25 protein-coding genes are annotated in these 18,766 nt (G+C 73.0%); 18 read left to right on the top strand and 7 right to left on the bottom strand.

Annotated features, from left to right (window positions below; translation table 11 throughout):
* Window positions 1–74 precede the first annotated feature (74 nt).
* Complete coding sequence (locus ACA514_RS28890) at window positions 75–908, bottom strand: oxygenase MpaB family protein (protein WP_375044396.1); 834 nt, start codon at window positions 906–908, stop codon at window positions 75–77.
* Window positions 909–1,002: 94 nt separating this feature from the next.
* Here ACA514_RS28890 and arfB point away from each other — a divergent pair, with 94 nt between their 5' ends.
* Window positions 1,003–1,428 carry an alternative ribosome rescue aminoacyl-tRNA hydrolase ArfB gene (gene arfB, locus ACA514_RS28885; protein WP_375044395.1) on the top strand — a complete coding sequence of 142 codons (426 nt, stop codon included), beginning with the start codon at window positions 1,003–1,005 and terminating at the stop codon, window positions 1,426–1,428.
* Between the two features lie 9 nt (window positions 1,429–1,437).
* On the opposite strand, the gene ACA514_RS28880 is transcribed toward arfB, so the two are convergent.
* The 4 genes from ACA514_RS28880 to ACA514_RS28865 form a co-directional block, all read right to left on the bottom strand.
* Entirely contained in the window at window positions 1,438–3,159 is a 1,722-nt protein-coding gene (locus ACA514_RS28880; RefSeq protein WP_375044394.1) for an ABC transporter ATP-binding protein, read from the bottom strand.
* On the bottom strand, window positions 3,156–4,982 hold the full coding sequence (locus tag ACA514_RS28875) for an ABC transporter ATP-binding protein (RefSeq protein ID WP_375044393.1): 1,827 nt from the start codon (window positions 4,980–4,982) through the stop codon (window positions 3,156–3,158). Before ACA514_RS28875 ends, ACA514_RS28880 begins: the two co-directional genes overlap by 4 nt.
* Window positions 4,979–5,359, bottom strand: a complete 381-nt coding sequence (locus ACA514_RS28870) for a cupin (RefSeq protein WP_375044392.1) — start codon at window positions 5,357–5,359, stop codon at window positions 4,979–4,981. Before ACA514_RS28870 ends, ACA514_RS28875 begins: the two co-directional genes overlap by 4 nt.
* A 72-nt stretch (window positions 5,360–5,431) precedes the next feature.
* Window positions 5,432–6,895, bottom strand: coding sequence for an MFS transporter (locus ACA514_RS28865; RefSeq protein WP_375044391.1), 1,464 nt, complete (start codon window positions 6,893–6,895; stop codon window positions 5,432–5,434).
* Window positions 6,896–7,060: 165 nt separating this feature from the next.
* Here ACA514_RS28865 and ACA514_RS28860 point away from each other — a divergent pair, with 165 nt between their 5' ends.
* The 11 genes from ACA514_RS28860 (at window position 7,061) to ACA514_RS28810 (ending at window position 15,179) form a co-directional block, all read left to right on the top strand.
* Window positions 7,061–8,203, top strand: a complete 1,143-nt coding sequence (locus ACA514_RS28860; RefSeq protein ID WP_375044390.1) for a sensor histidine kinase — start codon at window positions 7,061–7,063, stop codon at window positions 8,201–8,203.
* On the top strand, window positions 8,200–8,859 hold the full coding sequence (locus tag ACA514_RS28855) for a response regulator (protein WP_375044389.1): 660 nt from the start codon (window positions 8,200–8,202) through the stop codon (window positions 8,857–8,859). The genes ACA514_RS28860 and ACA514_RS28855 overlap by 4 nt, the downstream gene beginning before the upstream one ends.
* 430 nt (window positions 8,860–9,289) lie before the next feature.
* Complete coding sequence (locus tag ACA514_RS28850) at window positions 9,290–9,907, top strand: hypothetical protein (RefSeq protein WP_375044388.1); 618 nt, start codon at window positions 9,290–9,292, stop codon at window positions 9,905–9,907.
* Window positions 9,904–10,170, top strand: coding sequence for a hypothetical protein (locus tag ACA514_RS28845; protein WP_375044387.1), 267 nt, complete (start codon window positions 9,904–9,906; stop codon window positions 10,168–10,170). The genes ACA514_RS28850 and ACA514_RS28845 overlap by 4 nt, the downstream gene beginning before the upstream one ends.
* Complete coding sequence (locus ACA514_RS28840; protein WP_375044386.1) at window positions 10,167–10,658, top strand: DUF1707 domain-containing protein; 492 nt, start codon at window positions 10,167–10,169, stop codon at window positions 10,656–10,658. Before ACA514_RS28845 ends, ACA514_RS28840 begins: the two co-directional genes overlap by 4 nt.
* Window positions 10,655–11,551 carry a DUF2637 domain-containing protein gene (locus ACA514_RS28835; protein ID WP_375044385.1) on the top strand — a complete coding sequence of 299 codons (897 nt, stop codon included), beginning with the start codon at window positions 10,655–10,657 and terminating at the stop codon, window positions 11,549–11,551. Before ACA514_RS28840 ends, ACA514_RS28835 begins: the two co-directional genes overlap by 4 nt.
* A gap of 143 nt (window positions 11,552–11,694) precedes the next feature.
* Window positions 11,695–11,880 carry a hypothetical protein gene (locus tag ACA514_RS28830; protein WP_375044384.1) on the top strand — a complete coding sequence of 62 codons (186 nt, stop codon included), beginning with the start codon at window positions 11,695–11,697 and terminating at the stop codon, window positions 11,878–11,880.
* On the top strand, window positions 11,877–12,140 hold the full coding sequence (locus ACA514_RS28825) for a hypothetical protein (protein WP_375044383.1): 264 nt from the start codon (window positions 11,877–11,879) through the stop codon (window positions 12,138–12,140). Before ACA514_RS28830 ends, ACA514_RS28825 begins: the two co-directional genes overlap by 4 nt.
* Complete coding sequence (locus ACA514_RS28820; protein ID WP_375044382.1) at window positions 12,137–12,496, top strand: hypothetical protein; 360 nt, start codon at window positions 12,137–12,139, stop codon at window positions 12,494–12,496. Before ACA514_RS28825 ends, ACA514_RS28820 begins: the two co-directional genes overlap by 4 nt.
* Window positions 12,497–12,498: 2 nt before the next feature.
* The gene (locus tag ACA514_RS28815; protein WP_375044381.1) at window positions 12,499–14,469 is read left to right on the top strand and encodes a hypothetical protein; all 1,971 of its coding nucleotides are present in this window, start codon (window positions 12,499–12,501) and stop codon (window positions 14,467–14,469) included.
* Between the two features lie 257 nt (window positions 14,470–14,726).
* On the top strand, window positions 14,727–15,179 hold the full coding sequence (locus tag ACA514_RS28810; RefSeq protein ID WP_375044380.1) for a hypothetical protein: 453 nt from the start codon (window positions 14,727–14,729) through the stop codon (window positions 15,177–15,179).
* A gap of 78 nt (window positions 15,180–15,257) precedes the next feature.
* Here ACA514_RS28810 and ACA514_RS28805 read toward each other — a convergent pair whose 3' ends face one another.
* Both ACA514_RS28805 and ACA514_RS28800 read right to left on the bottom strand, forming a co-directional pair.
* Window positions 15,258–15,635, bottom strand: a complete 378-nt coding sequence (locus tag ACA514_RS28805; RefSeq protein WP_375044379.1) for a hypothetical protein — start codon at window positions 15,633–15,635, stop codon at window positions 15,258–15,260.
* Window positions 15,632–15,874: a hypothetical protein gene (locus tag ACA514_RS28800; protein WP_375044378.1), complete on the bottom strand. Its 243-nt coding sequence runs from the start codon at window positions 15,872–15,874 to the stop codon at window positions 15,632–15,634. Before ACA514_RS28800 ends, ACA514_RS28805 begins: the two co-directional genes overlap by 4 nt.
* 97 nt (window positions 15,875–15,971) lie before the next feature.
* On the opposite strand from ACA514_RS28800, the gene ACA514_RS28795 reads away from it, so the two are divergent.
* The 6 genes from ACA514_RS28795 (at window position 15,972) to ACA514_RS28770 (ending at window position 18,766) form a co-directional block, all read left to right on the top strand.
* A complete protein-coding gene (locus ACA514_RS28795; RefSeq protein ID WP_375044377.1) occupies window positions 15,972–16,382 on the top strand; it encodes a hypothetical protein in 411 nt (136 codons plus the stop codon).
* Window positions 16,383–16,473: 91 nt separating this feature from the next.
* Entirely contained in the window at window positions 16,474–16,719 is a 246-nt protein-coding gene (locus tag ACA514_RS28790) for a hypothetical protein (protein WP_375044376.1), read from the top strand.
* Window positions 16,716–16,898: a hypothetical protein gene (locus ACA514_RS28785; RefSeq protein ID WP_375044375.1), complete on the top strand. Its 183-nt coding sequence runs from the start codon at window positions 16,716–16,718 to the stop codon at window positions 16,896–16,898. Before ACA514_RS28790 ends, ACA514_RS28785 begins: the two co-directional genes overlap by 4 nt.
* 245 nt (window positions 16,899–17,143) lie before the next feature.
* Entirely contained in the window at window positions 17,144–17,365 is a 222-nt protein-coding gene (locus ACA514_RS28780; RefSeq protein WP_375044374.1) for a hypothetical protein, read from the top strand.
* 2 nt (window positions 17,366–17,367) lie between these two features.
* On the top strand, window positions 17,368–17,907 hold the full coding sequence (locus tag ACA514_RS28775) for a DUF6879 family protein (protein ID WP_375044373.1): 540 nt from the start codon (window positions 17,368–17,370) through the stop codon (window positions 17,905–17,907).
* A 10-nt stretch (window positions 17,908–17,917) separates the two neighbouring features.
* Window positions 17,918–18,766 (top strand): helix-turn-helix domain-containing protein, encoded by an 849-nt coding sequence (locus ACA514_RS28770; protein WP_375044372.1) that lies wholly within the window; start codon window positions 17,918–17,920, stop codon window positions 18,764–18,766.

Below are 18,766 nucleotides of genomic sequence, written 5' to 3'. Positions count from 1 at the left end.
GCTCGCGGGTCGCGCGGCCGTTCCCCATGCACCGGCCACCGCGCCGAGTGACGAACGGCGAACGGCGAGAAGGGTCAGCTGGACGGGACGCGGATCGCCGGCCAGCGCCCGGCGGTCGCCTTCGCCAGCATCTTCCGCGTGCTGTGCAGGTAGTACTCGCGCGGCAGCGTCCGGACCCGCGCCGGCAGCCGCGGGTACACCAGCGACAGCGCGCCCATCAGCAGCCGGAACCGCAGGCGCCGGGCCCGGTTCCACTTCCAGCCGTACTGCTCGCGGATCGGCGCCGGCATCAGGCCCGCGGTGATCAGCCGGATCGCCGCCAGCCCCGGCGCGTTCAGCGGGCCGCCCGGCAGCCTCGGGTTCAGCACCTGGTCGGCGATCGCCCGGGACGCGTCGCTGATCTTCAGGGTGTGGAGCATGCCGGCGTAGTACTCGCGGAAGTCCCGGTAGGTCGCGGGCAGCCGGTCCGCCGGGCAGCCCAGGATCGTCGCGTAGACCTTCGTCTGGCCGTAGAACTCCTCCAGCTCGTCCTCGGTGAACGTGCGGCGGAACAGCGCCTGGTAGAACTGCGCGGCGACGGCGAAGAGCGTGGCCGCCACCCACACCTGCAATTCGGGGTCGTTCGCCTCGTAGTCCGGGCCGGTGACCTGGGCGTGTCCCCGGGTGACCAGGGCGCTGAAGGTCTCCGCCTCCTCCCGGGTCCCGAACTGAACCGCGTAGAGCCAGCCCATGGTGTTGCGCAGCCGCCGCAGCGGATCCTCGGCGGTGTAGCTGTGGTCGTACACGCCCTGCGCGACCTTGGGGTGCGCGGTCTGCAGCAGCGACGCGGCCCCGCCCGCCGCGATCAGGGCGCCCTCCCGGGTGATGTGGCGGATCAGGTCGCCGTCCTGGAACAGTCCTTGGGTCATGGCGATCAGTGTAAGTAAGTACTTGCATGACATGCATCCCCGGGGCCCGGAAAACGGCACGACATGATCGCCCGACGCCGGGGATAATCGGGGCATGCCCGACGACATCCGCGTCCGCGGCTCGGTCTCCATCCCGGAGTCCGAGCTGAACTGGCGCTTCTCCCGCTCCTCGGGACCCGGCGGGCAGCACGTCAACACCAGCGCGACCGCCGCCGAGCTGTCCTTCGACGTCGCCGCGTCCCCGTCGCTGCCCGAGCCGCTCAAGGCCCGCGCGCTCGACCGGCTCGCCGGACGGCTCGTCCGCGGCGTCCTGACGATCCGCGCCGAGGAGTACCGCTCCCAGACGCGCAACCGCGACGCCGCCCGGGCCCGGCTCGGCGCGCTGCTGGCCGAGGCCACCGCCCCGCCGCCGAAGAAGCGCGTCCCCAAGAAGATCCCGCGCGGCATCAACGAGCGCCGGCTGGAGAACAAGAAGCGCCGCTCCGACGTCAAGCGGCTGCGCTCCCGCCGCTGGGACTGACCTCCCCGCTCACTCCGCCGGCGCCGTGGCCGTCGCCAGGGACAGGTCCCAGAAGCCGGCGTAGCGGCCACCGCGGCGCAGCAGCTCGTCGTGTCCGCCCTCCTCCACGACCCGGCCGCCGTCCAGGAAGGCGATCCGGTCGGCGCGCCGGACCGTCCGCAGCCGGTGCGCGACCATCACCACGGTGCGGCCCGCCATCAGCCGCTCGATGCCCTCGTGGACGGCCGCCTCGTTCACCGGGTCGAGCGCGGAGGTCACCTCGTCCAGCAGCACGATGGGCGCGTCCTTCAGCAGCGCCCGCGCGATCGAGACGCGCTGCCGCTCCCCGCCCGACAGCAGCGCGCCGCGCTCGCCGACCTTCGCGTCCCATCCGCCGGGCAGCCGCTCGACCACCTCGTCCAGCCGGGCCGCCGCGGCCGCCGCCCGCACCTCGGCCGCGCCGGCGCCGGGACGGCCGAGGCGCACGTTCTCCTCGATCGTGCCGTCGAAGAGGTGGACGTCCTGGAAGACGATGGCGATCCGCGACATCAGCGTCTCGGTGTCGATCGCCCGCACGTCCACGCCCCCGACGCGCACCGCGCCCGCGTCCACGTCGTAGAACCGCGCGAGCAGTTGCAGCAGGGTGCTCTTGCCCGCGCCCGACGGCCCGACGACCGCGAGCCGCCGCCCCTCGGGCACGGTCAGCGACAGGCCGTCGATCACCGTGCGGTCGCCGTGCCGGAAGGTGACGGACGCGAACTCCAGGCCGTGGTGCTCCGGCTCGGCGGGCTCGGACGGTTCCGGCAGCGGCTCGGCGCGCAGCACCGCGTCGAGCCCGGCCAGCTCGGTCCGCGCGCCGCGCAGCCGCCCGCCGAGCTCCGACAGCGACAGCAGCGGGTCCGCGCAGCGGGCGGCCAGCACCAGGATCGTCAGGATCTCCGCCGCGCCGGCCTTCCCGCCGAGCACGAGATCGGCGCCCAGGGCCAGCAGCACGGTGAACACCGCCTGCACCGTGAGCGACAGGCCGAGGATGCCGGGCAGCGCCGAGAGCGTGGAGCGGCGGGACGCGCGCCGCAGTCCGCGCAGCGAGCCGTCGAGCGCCTCGAAGCGTTCGGTGGTCCGGCCGCCCGCGCGCAGCACCGGCTGGGCCTGGAGGTATTCGATGACCCGCCCGGCGGCCTCGTGGTCGCGCTCGACGCGGTCCGCGTCGGCGGCGGCCATCGACCGTCCCGTCCAGGTCTGGATCAGCGCGACGACCGGCACGGCGACCGCCGCGGCGAGTCCCATGCGCCAGTCGAAGGCGAGCATCACGCCGACGATCGTCAGCGGGGTCACGCAGGCGGAGACGAGCGGCGCCAGCAGATGCACGATCACGCTCATGGCCTGCAGCACGCCCCGGCTGGCCAGGACGGACACCTCGCCGACGCGGCCCCCGCCGTACCAGCCGAGGGGCAGCCGGGCCAGATGGTCGCCGAGCCGGTGGTACATGCCGCGCAGCAGCGTGGTCCCGGCACGGAAACCGGACATGTCGCTGACGTAGCGCAGCACCGCGTAGGCCGCGACCACCGTCCCGAAGGCGATCAGCCAGGGCCGCGCGTCCTCGGGAGTGCCGCCGAACAGCTCTCGGAGCACCGGGACCAGCAGTGCGTAGGACAGGCCCTCGACCACCGCGGTCGCCGTCATCAGGGCCACGGTGCGGCGCACCGGCCGGGCGTACTCGTGCCCCAGCACGCGCAGCAGCACTCGGATCATCGGGGCTCGTCTCCTCGCAGTGGGCCGCCGTCGCGTTCGATGTCGTCCGGGACCGCCGACCGGTGGGCCCGCCAGAGCGCGGCGAACCTGCCGTCCCGGGCCAGCAGCTCGGCGGGACTCCCGCGCTCGGCGATCACCCCGTCCTCCAGCACCACGACGGTGTCGGCCTCGGCGATCGTCTCCAGGCGGTGCGCGATGACGAGGACCGTCCGGTCGCCCCTCAGCGTCGCGAGGGTCCGGCGGACCGCCTGCTCGGTGTGCGGGTCGGCGAAGGCGGTCGCCTCGTCCAGGACCAGGACGGGCGCGTCGGCGAGCAGCGCGCGGGCGATCGAGATCCGCTGGGCCTCGCCGCCCGACAGCTCCACCTCGTCGCCGATCACCGTGTCGTAGCCGCGCGGCAGCTCCAGGATCCGCTCGTGGACGTTCGCGCGCCGCGCGGCGCCGACCACGTCGTCCAGGCCGGCATGCGGCACGGCCAGCGCGATGTTGTCCGCGACGGACGCGCGCAGCAGCCGGACGTCCTGGAAGACGAAGGAGACCATCCGGTACAGCTCCCGGCCGCCGAGCTCGCGCAGGTCGACGCCGCCGAGGGCGACCGAGCCGCCGACCGGGTCGAAGAACCGCGGCAGCAGCTGCACCAGCGTGGACTTCCCGCTCCCCGACGGCCCGACGACCGCGGTGACCGTCCCCGGCTCGAGCACCAGGTCGATCCCGCGCAGCACCTCGCGACCGGGCTCGTAGCCGAACCGGACGCCGCGCAGCTCCACCCGGTGCCCGCGCGGCGCGACCGGGTGCGCGGGCTCGGGCAGCGACGGCACGGCGAGCACGTCGCGGATCCGGCCGAGCGCGCTCCGGGCGGCCTGCACGTCGTCGAAGCCGTGGCCGAGGGCCGCCACCGGGGCGGTCAGCCCCAGCCCGAGCAGCAGGAAGGGCAGCAGGTCCGCCGGGGCCATCCCACCGGACGTGACCAGGGCCGTGCCGCCGATCAGCACGACCAGCATCACGAACGGCGGCGACAGCGCCAGCTGCATCGCCGCGGCGACCGGGGCGAGACCGCGCGCCCACCGGGTGAACGTGTCGACGAATCCGTCCACGGCCGCGCGGAACTCGCCGTGCGCGCGCCGTCCGCCGCCGAACGCCTTGACCACCGAGATGCCCTGGACGAACTCGACCGCGGAATCGGCGATCCGTCCCATGGCCGCGTCGAACTCCTTCTGCTCGCGCTGCCGGACCGGCCGCATCATCAGCGGGACCGCCGCGACGGCGAGCGCCACCGGGATCAGCGTGATCAGCGTGAGCCGCCAGTCGACGGTGAACAGGTAGACCAGCGACACCAGCGGCACGACGAAGGCCGAGACCAGCATGCCGGGGGTGTGGGCGATGAACGGGTGCACGGCGCTGACGTCGTCCCCCACGATCTTCGCCAGCTCGCCGGTGCGGCGCCGGGAGAACCAGCCGATCGGCACCCGTCCCAGCCGTGCGGCGAGCCGCCGCCGGAACGCCAGCTGCACCTCCCCGTCGAGGAGGTGCCCGAGCCCGGACGACGCGGCCGTGAACACCAGCCGGGCGAGCAGGCCGGCCGCGCCCGCGATCACGACGTTCCGGACATGGCCGTGGTCGATCGGGCCCGGCTTCAGCACGGCGCGCCCGAGTTCGACGACTGCCAGCAACGGCGCCAGCCCCGCGATGGCGCCGATGACCTGGAGGACGACGACGGCGGCGAACGCCCACCCGTAGGGCCGCAGCAGCCCGGCGAGGGGCCGTCCCGCCACGGTGTCGGCCTCCGGCCGATGCGCGGACCGTTCGGCGAGGCCGGCGGTCACCGCTTCTCCAGCCGGCTGCCGCACGGCAGGGTCACGACCATGATGTTGCTCGGGGTGTCCAGCTCGATGCGGTGCCATCGCCCGCGCGGGACGATCGCGGCGGTCCCGGCCATCAGCCTGATCTCCTCCTCCGGCTGTCCGGGACCCTCCGGGCGCAGGTAGAGGCGGATCATCCCGATGAGGCAGGAGACGACCTCCTCGGCGTCGGGGTGGACCTCCCAGTGGTCGGCATGGACGTCGGCGCCGGTCTTGGCGTGGAAGGTCCGCACCTGCCAGCCGTCCAGTTCGGAGGCGTCCGTCCGCTTCTCCGTGCCGATCCGGCCGCCGGGGCGGAGACGGAGCGGGGAGGTGAAGAGGTCGATCGGGGTGAGGGTCATTGCGGGACGTCCTTTCCTGCGGTGGTCCGCCGGCGCGGTGGTCCGCCGGTGTGGTGGTCCGCCGGTGTGGGGTCAGCTCCGGGCGGGGACCGAGCGGAGGTCGCCGGCCTGCTCGGCCGCCTGCGGCGGGCCGCTGCGGCGCAGGACGGTCAGGGCGATGACGGCGGCGGCGAGCAGGAGCACGGCGCCGAGGGTCAGGCCGAGCGCGTACCCGTCGTTGAGGGTCCGGAAGGTGACGGTATGGCCGGTGCGATCGTGGGCCGCGGTGCCGAGCGCGGCCAGCCCGAGCGAGCCGCCGATCTGGCGCGAGCTGGCGAGCAGCCCCGAGGCGGTGCCGCTCTCGCCGGCCGCGACGCCCGCGGTGGCGACGGAGACGACCGGTCCGAGGCACAGCCCGAAGCCGATGCTGGCGACGATCGAGGGCCCGAGGACGTCGACGGCGTAGCCGCCGTCCGGACGAATCATCCCGAACAGGGCGAACCCGGCAGCGGTCACGAGCGCGCCGGAGACCAGGAGCGTGCGGGGCGACAGCCGGTAGCCGAGCCTGATGGCGAGCACGGATCCGACGACCACCCCGAGCGCGAACGGCACGAACTCGATGCCCGTCCGCGCGGGCCCGTGCCCGAGGACGCGCTGCAGGTAGAGGGACATGAAGTAGAAGGACGAGGCCATGGCCGCGCCGACCAGCAGGTTGTAGGCGTTCGCGCCGGCGACCGAGCGGTTGGCGAACAGGCCGAGCCGCAGCAGCGGCTCGCGGGAGGTGGTCCGCTCGACGAGGACGAACGCGACCAGCAGCAGGGCGGCCGCCGCCAGGGTCGTCAGGGTGACCGGCGAGGTCCACGCGTACCGGTCGGTGCGGACGACGCCGAACACCAGCAGGGTCATGCCCGCCGTGGCCAGGACGGCGCCGAGCACGTCCGGCCGGCCGGCGCGGGCCCGGGGCGGGTCGGCGGCGACGCCGCGCCAGGCCAGGACCAGCGCGCCCGCGGCCATCGGCACGTTCACGAACATCACCCAGCGCCACCCGGCGTACTGGGTGAGCAGGCCGCCGATCAGGACGCCGAGGGCGCCGCCGATCGCGTTCACCGCGCTCCAGATGCCGAACGCCCGGACGCGCGCCCGGCCCGCCGGGAACGTCGCGGACAGCAGTGCCAGCGCGGCCGGGGCCAGGGCGGCGGCCCCGACGCCCTGCGCGGCCCGCGCGGCGACGAGGTGCCCCGGTTCCTGGGCGAGGCCGCCGGCGAGGGAGGCCAGGCCGAACAGGCCGAGGCCCGCCACCAGGACGCCCTTGCGGCCGTACCGGTCGGCGGCCTTGCCGCCCAGCAGCAGCAGTCCGCCGAAGGTGAGGGCGTAGGCGTGGATCACCCACGTCACGCCCACCGCGCCGAACCCGAGGCCCTTCGCGATCCGCGGGAGCCCGACGTTCACGACCGACAGGTCCAGCGACACCATGAACTGCACGACGGCCACCACCGCGAGCGTGAGCCCCGGCCGCGCCGCCGGCCCGATGACCGGTTTCTCTTGGATCGTGTGCATGCCGCACATCGTGTTCTCCGGGGCGGCCGGCGGTCATCGTGCCGGGGAAGTCTCCTGCGCGTGGCACCGGGGGCGCAGGATCGGCGCGGCTACTTCCCCGGGAGTAGTGAATTGATCCGCCGCAGCGCCGAGGACGTCCGCTGGGAAAGCCCGTAATCTGCACAAATGATGTTCCTCGTCCCGCGGCGGCCGCTCGCCCAGGACGGCCTGCTCGCCGTGGCGATGGCCGTCCTGCTGTCGGTCGTCATGCTCTCCTCCCCGAGCGCGGACGCGCTGGACCTCGCGGCCGTCCTCGCCGGCTCGGCCGCGCTCGTCGGCTGGCGGCGGGCGCCCCTGGCGACGCTGCTCGTCTGCGCGGCCTTCATGCTCGTCGTCGCGGCGCGCACCCAGCCGGGCCCGGCGGTCGCCTATCCGGTGATGGTGGCGGTCTTCGCCGCCGTCCGGGCCGGCCGTCAGGTGCCCGCGGCGCTGGTGACCGCGGTCTTCCTCGGGGCGGGCCTGGCGGTGAACCTGCCCGGCGCCGACGGCGCGGGGCAGAACTTCCAGAGCATCTCCCTGCTGGTCGGCTGGTTCGTCGCGGCCGGCGTGGCGGCGACCGTCACCCGGCACCGGCAGGCGTACCTGGAGGAGGCCGAGCAGCGGGCCGCCGAGGCCGAGCGCACCCGCGACGAGGCGGCCCTGCGCCGCGCGGGCGAGGAGCGGCTGCGCATCGCCCGGGAACTGCACGACTCGCTCACGCACAGCATCTCGGTCATCAAGGTCCAGGCCGGGGTGGCCGTCCACCTGGCACGCCGGCGCGGCGAGGACGTGCCGCCCGCGCTGGTGGCGATCCAGGAGGCCAGCGGCGACGCCATGCGCGAGTTGCGCGCCACGCTGGAGGTGCTGCGCGACTCCGACCCCGCCGACGGCGACGCCCAGGCGAGCGGCCTCGACCGGCTCGACGACCTGGTCGGGCGGGCCCGCTCGACCGGCCTGCAGGCCACGGTGACGATCTCCGGGGAGCGGCGCGAGCTGCCGGTCGAGGTCGACCGGGCCGCGTACCGGATCGTCCAGGAGGCGCTCACCAACGTCTCCAGGCACGCCGGCGGCGCGGCCGCGGCGGTGTGCCTCGACTACGGCGACCACGCGCTGGTCGTGCAGGTCGAGGACGACGGAAAGGCCGACCCCGAGGCCCCGCCGGTGCCCGGCAAGGGCCTGCTCGGCATGCGCGAGCGCGTCACGGCGCTCGGCGGCCGGCTGCGGGCCGAGCCCCGCCCCGAGGGCGGCTTCACCGTGCGCGCCGAACTCCCCCTCGGGGAGCCGGCGTGATCCGCGTGCTGCTCGTGGACGACCAGGCGCTGATCCGCGGCGGCTTCCGCGCCCTGCTGGAGATCGAGGACGACATCGAGGTGGTCGCCGAGGCCGCGAACGGCGAGCAGGCCGTCGCGCTCGCCGTCGAGCACCGGCCCGACGTCGCCCTCGTCGACATCCAGATGCCGGTGATGGACGGCATCGAGGCGACCCGGCTGATCGCCGCCGACGAGCGGCTGAGCGGCGTCCACGTCGTCATCCTCACCAACTACGGCCTCGACGAGTACGTCTTCAACGCGCTGCGCGCCGGCGCCTGCGGCTTCATGGTCAAGGACACCGAGCCCGCCGACCTGCTGCAGGGCGTCCGGGTCGCGGCCCGCGGCGACGCGCTGCTGTCGCCCGCGATCACCCGCCGGCTGATCGGCGAGTACGTCACCCGCCGCCCCGCGCCCGCGCCCGAGGCGCTCGGCGTGCTGACCAACCGCGAGCGCGAGGTGACCGCGCTGGTGGCCCGCGGGCTGTCCAACGACGAGATCGCCGCGCAGATGGTGATCAGCCCGACCACCGCGAAGACGCACGTCAGCCGGGCGCTGACCAAGCTCGGCGCCCGGGACCGCGCCCAGCTGGTGGTGCTCGCCTACGAGTCCGGCCTCGTCACCCCGCGGCGCACCTGACGGCGCGCGGAAACGTGCGCCGGCCGGCCGGGCGGGCGCGGAAAGGTGCGGACGCCCGTCCCGGGGGTGGGCAGGACGGGCGTCCGGGTCTCGGTCCGCCGGAGCCGGCGGGCCCGCGCCGAAGCGCGGGGGTCAGCCGTAGTACTCGATGAACGGCACCTTCTTGCCGGAGAACTCTACGACCTGCGGCGATCTTCTGTACATAGCCTCTGACCTGGGAAAACTGCGTTCACTGTGTTACATCGCATTCAAGGTCATCAGGCGATGTGACGGAACAGGGACGGAACAGAGCACCTGCCGCCCTCGCGGGCCTCCGGGTGACCGTCCGTGGCGCTCCCTCGAGCGTCTCTGCCCCGAAAGCAGGCGGGCCCCGGACGCGGTGATCAAAGCACCGGCCGAGGCCCTTGATCCGGGAGAGGTCCCCGAACCCATGAACGATCGTAAGACCGGCTGCAACCTTCCGTGGTGCAGCGGCGAGCACGAACACACGGGACTGTTCATCCGCCACCGCGCGGACGTCGGCGTCTCCACCGTGCAGGGCGAGCCCCTGACGGTGTCCCTCGAGGCGCGGGAGACCCTCGGCGGAGAGCCGGGCGTCTCGGCTCACGTCGCGGTCCGCTGGCCGCACACCGCCCCCTACAGCGAGCACGGCGGAATGGTCGACGGGATGGACGCCGCCGCGGACGAGGCCGACGCGCTCGCCGAGCTGCTGACGCTCGCGGCCGCGCGGCTCCGCGGCGACCAGGCGCCGGCCGGACTCCCCGCCGACCTCGGCCCCTACGAGACCGAGGCGCAGGCGGCCGAGACGGTCCGCGAGGCGTACGGGAACGTGACCGACCTCGGCACGATGGGGCGGTTCAACCACAACCGGCTCACCGCGGCGTGCGCGGCCGCCGGCGTCCGGCTCGGCGCGTACGACCGGCGGATCCTCGCGTGGCTGGCGGGGTGGGAGCCGGAGACGGTCGCGGTCGTCGTCGGCCTGGTCGTCCGCGCTGGACGCGGCGCCATCGACGGGCGTACCGAGCAGGACGGGGAGGCCGGCCGATGAACACCGAGCTGACCACCGACACCCGCGAGCTGCTCGCCGCGCTCCGCGACCTGCTGAACGTGCCGGAGCCCGCCGACCGCGGCGACCGGCCGAAGCGGAACTTGCAGTTGCAGATCAACCTCGCTCGCGTCGTCGGGACCCTGAACGCCCTCGTGAGCGTCGACCACCCGAACGTCGCGGTGGCCGTGCGGATGCTCCGCGAGGACCTCGCCGAGCCGCTCGACTACGCCACGCAGGACGAGACTGCCGGGGGTGCACGATGAACGACCGCGATGACGCGTTCTGGAACGCCGTCGGTGGTGTCCTCGCCCTCGTCCTTGTCGGCGCCGTGGGCTACGTCCTGTACCGGACGGCGACGACGTTCGTCCCGGTGCCGATGCTGTGGCCGCTGGCGACCTCCGTGGGCGTCCTCGTCCTCGGCTACCGGGAGCTGGACTGGCGGGCCCGCCGGCGCCGCGAGGCGCGCGAGCTGCTCGAGCAGAAGCGGCAGGAGGTGCTGCATCCGGTGCGGGACGAGCAGGCGGTGACGCTGATCCTGCACCGCGGCCCGTACGACTCCGACATGGACGTCCGCCGGATCGGCGACGCCGAGCGCGACGTCGTGGTGTCCGCGCTCCACGGGCACTTCGCGGTCGGCCGCCTGGATCAGGCCGAGATGGAGGAGCGGCTCGCGCAGGCCCTGGCCGCCAAGACGCTCGGCGACCTGCGCCGCACCGTCATGGACCTGCCCAACGAGGGGATGGGCCGATGACCCGCCCGACGTTCCTCGCGCACCGCGCGTCCATCGTCCTGATCGCGGTCGCCGTGATCGCCGTGACCACCGACGGTTTCGCGCAGTCCTACGCGGGCCTGTACCGGTGGGCGCTCGAGCACCACCTCACAGAATGGAAGGCGCAGAGCTTCCCGCTGCTCGTCGACCTGTTCGTCCTGGTCGGCGAGCTGGCCTTGTTCAGCTTGGCGCTCGAGGGCCACCGCCTGAAGAAGAACGGGCTCGCGTGGGTGGACGCCGCGCTGCCGTTCGGCATCGCGACCGCCGGGTGGGGTGTGTCCCTGGTGTTCAACGTGGGCGCGGCCGGCCACGAGTTCAGCGACCGGGCGACCGCTGCCGTGCCGCCGGTGGCGTCCATGCTCGGCCTGCTGGTGCTGCTGCGGACGCTGCATCGGCTCGTCGCCCGCGGCACCGAGCACACCGCCGGCGCCGTGGCCGCGCTCGAGGACGCCGAGCCGGTGGACGACATCCCGGACGGTGCGGTAGCGACGATTCAGCGCGACGAAATCGGTTCCTCCAGCAGTGGAGGATCCGACGCCGCGGCGCTGATGTGGTGGCCGCTGCCGGGCCTGGAGACCGTACCTGTCCCCGTGCCCGAGCCGGACGGCCGGACGGCCGAGGACGACGACCAGGCGCCCGCCGACGACCCCGAGGACGAGAGTCGCCGGGACCCCGCCGACGACCCGGAGGACGACCCGGCGGAGGGGGTACCCGAGGTACCCGCCGACGTACTCGCGCGGGCCCGGGAGGAGTTCGCCGAGCACCTGCAGCACGGCGACGTGCCGGGCGTCCGCCGCATCCGCCGAGTCCTCAAGTGCGGGCAGCCGCGCGCCCAGCAGGTACGGGCGTACCTGGCCGTACTCGCCGAGAAGTAACCCCCTGACCTGGCCCCGGGCGCCAATCCACCAAGACAACCGCCCGGGGCCGGGCTCCCCTCAAAGGAGGAATCACCATCATGTCTCAGCGCAGGGGTACCCGGCGAGGTACCCGTACCCGGCGGACGCGCAGGCGCGCGACCGTGCTGGATCTGCTCATGGTCGCGGGCATCGTCGGCGGCGGGGTGTGCCTGATCCTGCACCTGCTGTTCGCCGCGCCCGTACCCGTCGCGACGGCGGCCGGGTTCATCGGCGCCGGCTTCTACCTCGGGGCCGTGGTGCGGACGCCGCGGTTCCGGTCCCCGATCACGTGGCGGAGGCACCGGTGACGCTCTCGACGACTCCCCGCCCGATCCGCCGTGACCCGTCGCTGTGGCGCCGTCTGGGCGCCGTGCTGCGCGGCCTGGGCGCCGTGCTCGCCGCGGTGATTCGGCCGGCCGCGGCGGCGCCGGCGGTGCTGCTGTCCGCGCGGTTCGGCACCCCGCCCGGGTGGCTGCGCAGGCTCGGCCGGCGCATCGCCGACCGGTACCGGCTCGGCTACTACGACGCCAAGGACGCACCCGTCATCGACCCGGAGGAGGCCCGGTGAGCAAGGACCGCATCCCCGAACTGGCGAACATCCCGTTCACCGGTTCCAAGTCCATCACCGAGTACTCGCAGGCGGGCCGCTCGATCTGCCGTGACCTGACCATCGAGTTCGAGCTCGCCTCCGAGGAGGTGTACGCGGCGCTGGTCGGGTCGCAGAAGGGGAACCCGCTGCTGTTCGGGGTCGACGTGCGGCTCCGGGCGCGGCGGGTGAAGAAGCGTCTCCAGCGCGCCGGGGAGCACACCAAGGCCGCCGGCGCCGAGATGGTCCGGTTCCACGCGCAGTTCCGCAAGGAGTTCGCGGACGTGCTGAACCCGCCGCGCAAGCCGACCCGGATCTTCGACTTCAAGGAAGACTGATCATGGCGACGAAGCAGATCGCGCTCACCGAAGACTCCTCTTGGGAGCGGGTGAAGGCCGCGCAGGCGTCCAAGCTGCTGACGCTGGCTCCGCCGTGGCTGCTGTGGCCGCTGATCGCCGGAGTCGGGACCGCGCTGCACGTGCTGTTCGGGCGCGGCTCGGCGGTGGCCTGGTCGGCGATCGGGCTCACGCTCGGGTCGGTGCTGCTCACCGGCGTGACGTGGCTGGTCGCGCACGAACGCGGGTTCCTGGGCCGCGGGTCGGCGACCGCTACCACTGCGGCGGTGTCGATGTGGGTCACGGCGTGCTCGGTCGCCGGGTTCACCCAGCCCGTCATCTTGTGGTTCTGGGTCGCCGGTGGGCTGGTCACGGCCGCGGCGTGGAACATCCGCACGGTGATCCGCTCGAGGCAGGGCGCGCACGGGATCAACGATGCGCTGGCGTTCCTGTTCGACGCCAACAAGGACAAGGCCAACCTCGACGGTGCGCAGATGGCGACGGTGAAGGCCGGCGAACGCAAGATCGAGGCGGCGATGGCGCTGCCCGCCGGTGAGAAGGTCGTCGCCGACATCCAGAAGAAGACCGAGCACATCGAGGGCGCGATGGGCCTGCCCCCGGGCACGATGACGGTCGCGCCGAACATGGACCGCGCGGACCTGGCGCACGTCACGTTCTCGGACCCGCGGATCATGCGGGAGCCGATCCCGTGGCCGGGCCCGTCCCGGCCGGGCGCCTCGATCGCCGAGCCGCTGCGGCCGGCGGTGTGGCAGGACGGCGAGGACGTCGAGCACATCATCGTCGGGCACCACGTGCAGGCGATGGGCAAGACCGGCGCGGGCAAGTCGATCGGCGCGGCGTGGAACTATCTGGCGGAGATCGTGACCCGCTACGACGCCGCGGTGTTCGCTGCCGACATCACCAAGGGGGACCAGTCGCTCGGGCCGCTGCGTCCCGCGCTGCACCGGTTCGAGACGACCAAGGGCGGGGTGCGGTCGCTGATCAACGACATGCACTCCCAGCTCAAGCCGCGCACGGACTGGCTGTCCAAGCGGGGGTTCGCCAACTGGGAGCCGGGGTGCGGTCTGACCTATCAGGTCGGTTGGTTCGAGGAGGCCCCCGACATCTTCGACGCGCTCGGCGACAAGGACATCGAGACGTTCTTGAAGCTGCTCAAGGCGATCCGGTCCGCCGGCGGAAGCATCATCCTGTCCTTGCAGCGCTCGGACTGGACGCAGATGCCGACGATCGCGCGCGGGCAGCTGGCGAACCTGTGCTTCGGCGTGGCCAGCTCCCAGGACGCGGGATTCGGGCTGTCGGAGGCTCAGGAGGACGCGGGCGCCCGCCCGGAGCTGTGGGGGTCCTCCCAGCCCGGCATGGCCTACCTGGACGCTCCCAGCATCGACAGGGCCCGTATCGCGATGCCGCTGCGCACCTTCGCGTGGCTGAAGGCCGACGGCGTCACGCCCGACACCGACGCGCTGAGGGCGCACGCCGAGCAGTGGCCGGCGGCGGCCAAGACCATCGACGAGTTCACCGCGGCCATCGTGTCGACGTGGGTATCACCTCCGACCGTGAAGGACAGCAGCAGCGACGAGGACCCCAACGACATCGACCGCGACGACTGGGCCCCGGCCGTCGACACCGACGACCCCGACCCGGACGTCACGGCCGGCATCGACGACCCGATCACCGACGACCCCGACGATCAGGAGTTCGAGTTCGGGCAGCAGTCCGAGCGGCTCTCGGCTGCGGAGGTCCGTACGGCGATCCTGAGCCAGTTCGCGACGTGGCTGGACGAGGGCCGCACCGACTTCGCCACCAAGGACCTGGCGCCGGTGTGGACGGCGGCCGGCACGTCCCGGCAGGCCGTGCAGCGGCTGTTGCGCAAGCTCCGCGATGAGGGCGTGCTCGGGTACGACGACGAGGCGCAGCGGCACACGCTGTTGCAGCGCCCGGCGCCGGTGCCCGCGTAGCGCGCACGGCTGCGCGTGGGCTCCGCGCGCACCCATGTTGATCATGCTGCAACGGGTGCACGCGGGGGCGCAACACGGGGGTGCACGCCTGGGTGCAACATCTGGCGTGCACCCCCGTTGACCTGTGTATCCCGCCCCCAGCCCCCGCCCGGGTGCAACACGCGTGTGCGGCTTCCGGAAGCGGCCACCCGTCCGGGGTAACCGGGCGGCCATGATCCTTCGTCCTACGGGCATCCCTCGAGCCGTCCGGAGACCCGATGCCCAAGTTCGCGATCACGTCCGTCGTCCTGTCCTGCGCCCTGCTCGCCGGCTGCAGCTCGACCAGCGGCGCGGCGGCGCCAACCGTCTCCACTCCGAAGCCGACGGGGCCGCCCGCCGATGGCGGCTACTTCACCGAGCCGCGCGAGATCGTCGCCAAGTCCGATGGGGCGATCCCGTGCGCCGACCTGAAGGAGACCGCGAACCCGGTCGGCGCGCGAGCACAGGTCACCTGCTCGGGCGAGAACATCGTGGTGCGCGTGCACGAGAACGGCGAGGGCGTGCAGGACCAAGTGGACCTGATGAAGCTCACGGGCGGGGATCTGCTGCTGGGGCAGAACTGGACGGTGAACGCCGGCCCGACGGTGCTCAAGGCGGCTCAGCTGCACCTGGGCGGCCGCATCACCCACATCCCATGTACGCCCCCCGACTGCGCACTGGCCGGGTCCTAGCGGAGACCCCAGGCAAGGAGACGCCCCGCCCCTCGGCCTGCGAGGTGGCGGGGCGTTCTGGGTGTGGGCGAGGAGCGCTCAGGACGTCTTCGGGCGAAGGACGACCTGATCCCGATGACGACCAGCGCTGTCCGGGAGATGCTCGGTCGACTCGGCGACCTCGCCTGAGGAGCGCAACGCCTTGAGGGCCTGGTTCCATCGCTCGCCGCCACGTAGCGCTGAGAGGCGGACTCCGTCGTCGCCGGCGAGCACCACCGTGCGGTACAACTCCGCGGCATCACGGAGGACTTGCGCCTGCCAGTGCGGTGTCGACTCGTCTGGCTTGAGGCTGGCGGGAACGACGATGGCGTCCCGCTCGAAGTGCCCGGCGGCCTGCTCCGCGGCGCGGTCGGGGTGAGCGTCTTCCATTGCCTTCCGGATCGCGTCTGCCTTCCATGACCTGTTCTGCGGGTTCATGGCGTCTTCGCTCCCCCCTTGCGGCGCGGCTCGATGCCGTTCTCGCGGGCGAATCGGCGGATGTAGGCATCGGTGAACGGTGACCGTTCGGCGACGTCTGTGGGGCGCTCTCCGGCGCGCAAGGCGTCCAGCACGGCGGCCGTGACAGCCTGCCGCGCCTCTTCGTGTGCGGCCTCGGTTCGTCGGTAGCGCCGGGTCGCGTCGGCGAGGAGATCGAGCGGGCTCTTCTCTGCACTCATGCGGAACATAGTAGCGGACATGTGTTGCGCTATCCGGGTTCAGTCGTGTAGCTTCACAGATACCGCAACACGCATCCGAACCTAAGGAGCGGAAACGATGGCGAAGCAGACGGCCACCAAGACGGCGAACTGCCGCAAGTGCCGGGCCCTGCTCACCAACGCCCGTTCCGTCGCCCGCGAGCACGGCGACCGCTGCTGGCGCGAGAAGCAGCGCGAGGACGCCGAGCGCCAGGCCCTCGCCACCGCGACCGCCGCCGTCGACCTCTCGGCGTTCAAGGACGCCGCCAGCGTCCTGGACAAGGCCGAACAGCTCATCATCGACGGCGCGATCATCCCGCTCCGGAACGAAGGCGCTTACCTCGCGAACGGCTCCGACGGCGTCTCGACCTACTACGTCGACACCGTCGAGCAGTCGTGCACCTGCAAGGCAGGTCAGCGTCTCGGCCGGTGCAATCACCTGGTCGCGGCCAACATCCTCGACCACCGCGCCGCGCTCCTCGCGGCCTGACCCACCATCCCCCCGCTGACAGCAGGCGGGCCCGGACGCAGCGATACCAGCGCTGGCCGGGCCCTTGAACAGGACGAGGAGGTCCTGCCCCATGACCGATCTTATGGACGCCACCAGGTCGCGGGAGGCGACCGAGGCGCACACCGCCGCGGCCGCGCCGCGCGAGGCCACCGTCGCCGAGCTCGAGGCGCGGGTCGACGACCTGTCCGCCCGGCTCAACCGCGTGACCGAGATCCTCGGCGACATGCTCGCCGACGTGCTCGCCGCGCGACCGGCCGGGCGGGCCGGCCGCCGCCACCTGCAGGCGGTCCCCGCCGGGACGGAGGCGGGCGCGTGAGCGAGTCGACGATCGCCGAGCAGCTCGAGCAGATCCACCTCACCCTGAAAGACGTCGTCGCCGTCATGCGGTTGCAAACCGAGCTGCTGCTCGCCGACCGGCCCGCCGCCGACGCGGAGCCCGTGCGGCACCTGCGGGCCGTCCCGGATCTCGGCGAGGGTGCGCGGTTCGCCCCCTGACCGGGTGCCGGTCGCCGCGCTACCCCGTGGCGGAGCGGCCGGCGCCCTCACAACCCTCCAGCAGAACGGCCCGCACCCCGAGGCGATGGGGTGCGGGCCGTTCGCGTCCCTGAGAACGGGCGCGCCGTGGTGATCCGATGCCAGAAACGGTATGTGGCGGTCAGGGCAGTTGACGCCCCCACCGTCCCGCTGAAAGCTGCGCCGGAGTGAGCAAGTCCGCGCAAACTCCTAGGGAGGGCGAGACCATGCGGCTACGGTTTCTCGGTACGGACTCCGACCAGGGCGGGTGCCCGGCGATGTACGCGACCGACCGCGGCACTTACGTAGTGCAGGGCAAGGTCGTCACGGACCCGGCGGCGATCGGCGACGTCCGCGACCTCGCCGACGACGAGACGGTTGTCGAGATCGAACCCGCTCTCGTCCGGTACCTGATCGAGCACTACAACGACCACCACGCGAAGGGGTGACCGTGGCCGACCTGCTGACCGGCGACGACTTCGGCGCGATGTTTCAGACCGTCCGCCGCTCGGCGTTCCGGCTGGAGACCAGGGACCGCTACGACGTGCCGTCCGAGCACGAGCGGGTGCGGCGGTTCCTGGTCGGCGACCCGGACGAGGACTATCTGCTCGCCGCGCACGGTTGGGGAGCGATGACCCGGGCCGCGGCGGCCGAGGGGCGGCCGTTCCGGCGCGTCCGGGTGGTGACGGTGCCGCTCGGCGACTACTCCCGATACGCCTTGTGGTCCGCGCAAGGCAACCTCGCCGCGGGCGAAGAGATCCGCTACCTCGACCGGGACCAGGCCGACGCGCTCGGCCTCCCTGTCCGGCCTCCGCACGACGCATGGCTCTTCGATGACGAGCGCGTCGGCGTCCTGCGCTTCGACGACGAGGACCACCTGCTCGGCGCCGAGCTGCTCGACGACCCGACCACCGTCGAGCAGCACCGGGCATGGCGGGACATCGCCTGGAAAGCGTCCGTCAGCCGGGACGAGTTCCTGCGGAGCCTGTGAACCTCCGGTCATGTCCACGTCTCATCAGGCGGCGCGTGAGGCGCTCGGAGTGCGGTTGCGCGAGCTGCGGCAGGACGCGCGGCTCGCGCAGCGGCGCCTCGCCGAGCTGGCCGGCTGGCACGAGGCGAAGGTCTCCAAGATCGAGCACGGCAAGCAGACACCCAGCGAGGAAGACATCCGGGCGTGGTGCCGCCTGGTCGGCGCCGACGAGCACGTCCCGGATCTGATCGCGACCGTCCGGAACATCTCCAGCTCATACCGGGAGTGGCGCCGCGAGTGGCGCGCCGGCGCGCACCGGCGGCAGCAGACCATCGCCACGCAGGAGGCCGAGACCAGGCTGTTCCGGATCTTCGAGCCGTTCGTCATCCCCGGCCTGCTGCAGACCCGCGAATACGCCGCCCAGCGGTTCCGGGACAACATTGCGTTCCACGGGACCGGCGGCGACGTCGACACCGCCGTCCAGGCCCGCATGGACCGGCAGGACGTCCTACGCCGCGGCGACCGTGACCGCCGGTTCCACATGGTGATGTGCGAGGTGGCGCTGACGATCGGCCTCGCCGACGACGACGTCATGGCCGCGCAGCTAGACCGCCTGCTGACGTTGTCGATCCTGCCCCGGCTCAGCCTCGGCATCATCCCCACCCGGGCCCGGCACCGGCGCGCGCCGCACACCGGGTTCTGGGTCTTCGACGAGCGCCTGGTCCTCGTCGACACCGCGGCGGCCGAGCTGGCGATCACACAGCCGCGCGAGATCGCGGTTTACGTCCAGGAGTTCGACTCGCTCGCTTCTTCGGCGGTCTACGGCGCGGAGGCGCGGGATCTCATCGCAGGGGCAATCCGGGCGCTGCGAGCAAGCTGA

The sequence above is a fragment of the Actinomadura sp. NTSP31 genome (assembly GCF_041951385.1).
Classification (GTDB): Bacteria; Actinomycetota; Actinomycetes; order Streptosporangiales; family Streptosporangiaceae; genus Spirillospora; species Spirillospora napierensis.
The sequence above is the reverse complement of the archived record's forward strand: the minus strand, read 5'-3'. Positions and strand labels throughout refer to the sequence as shown.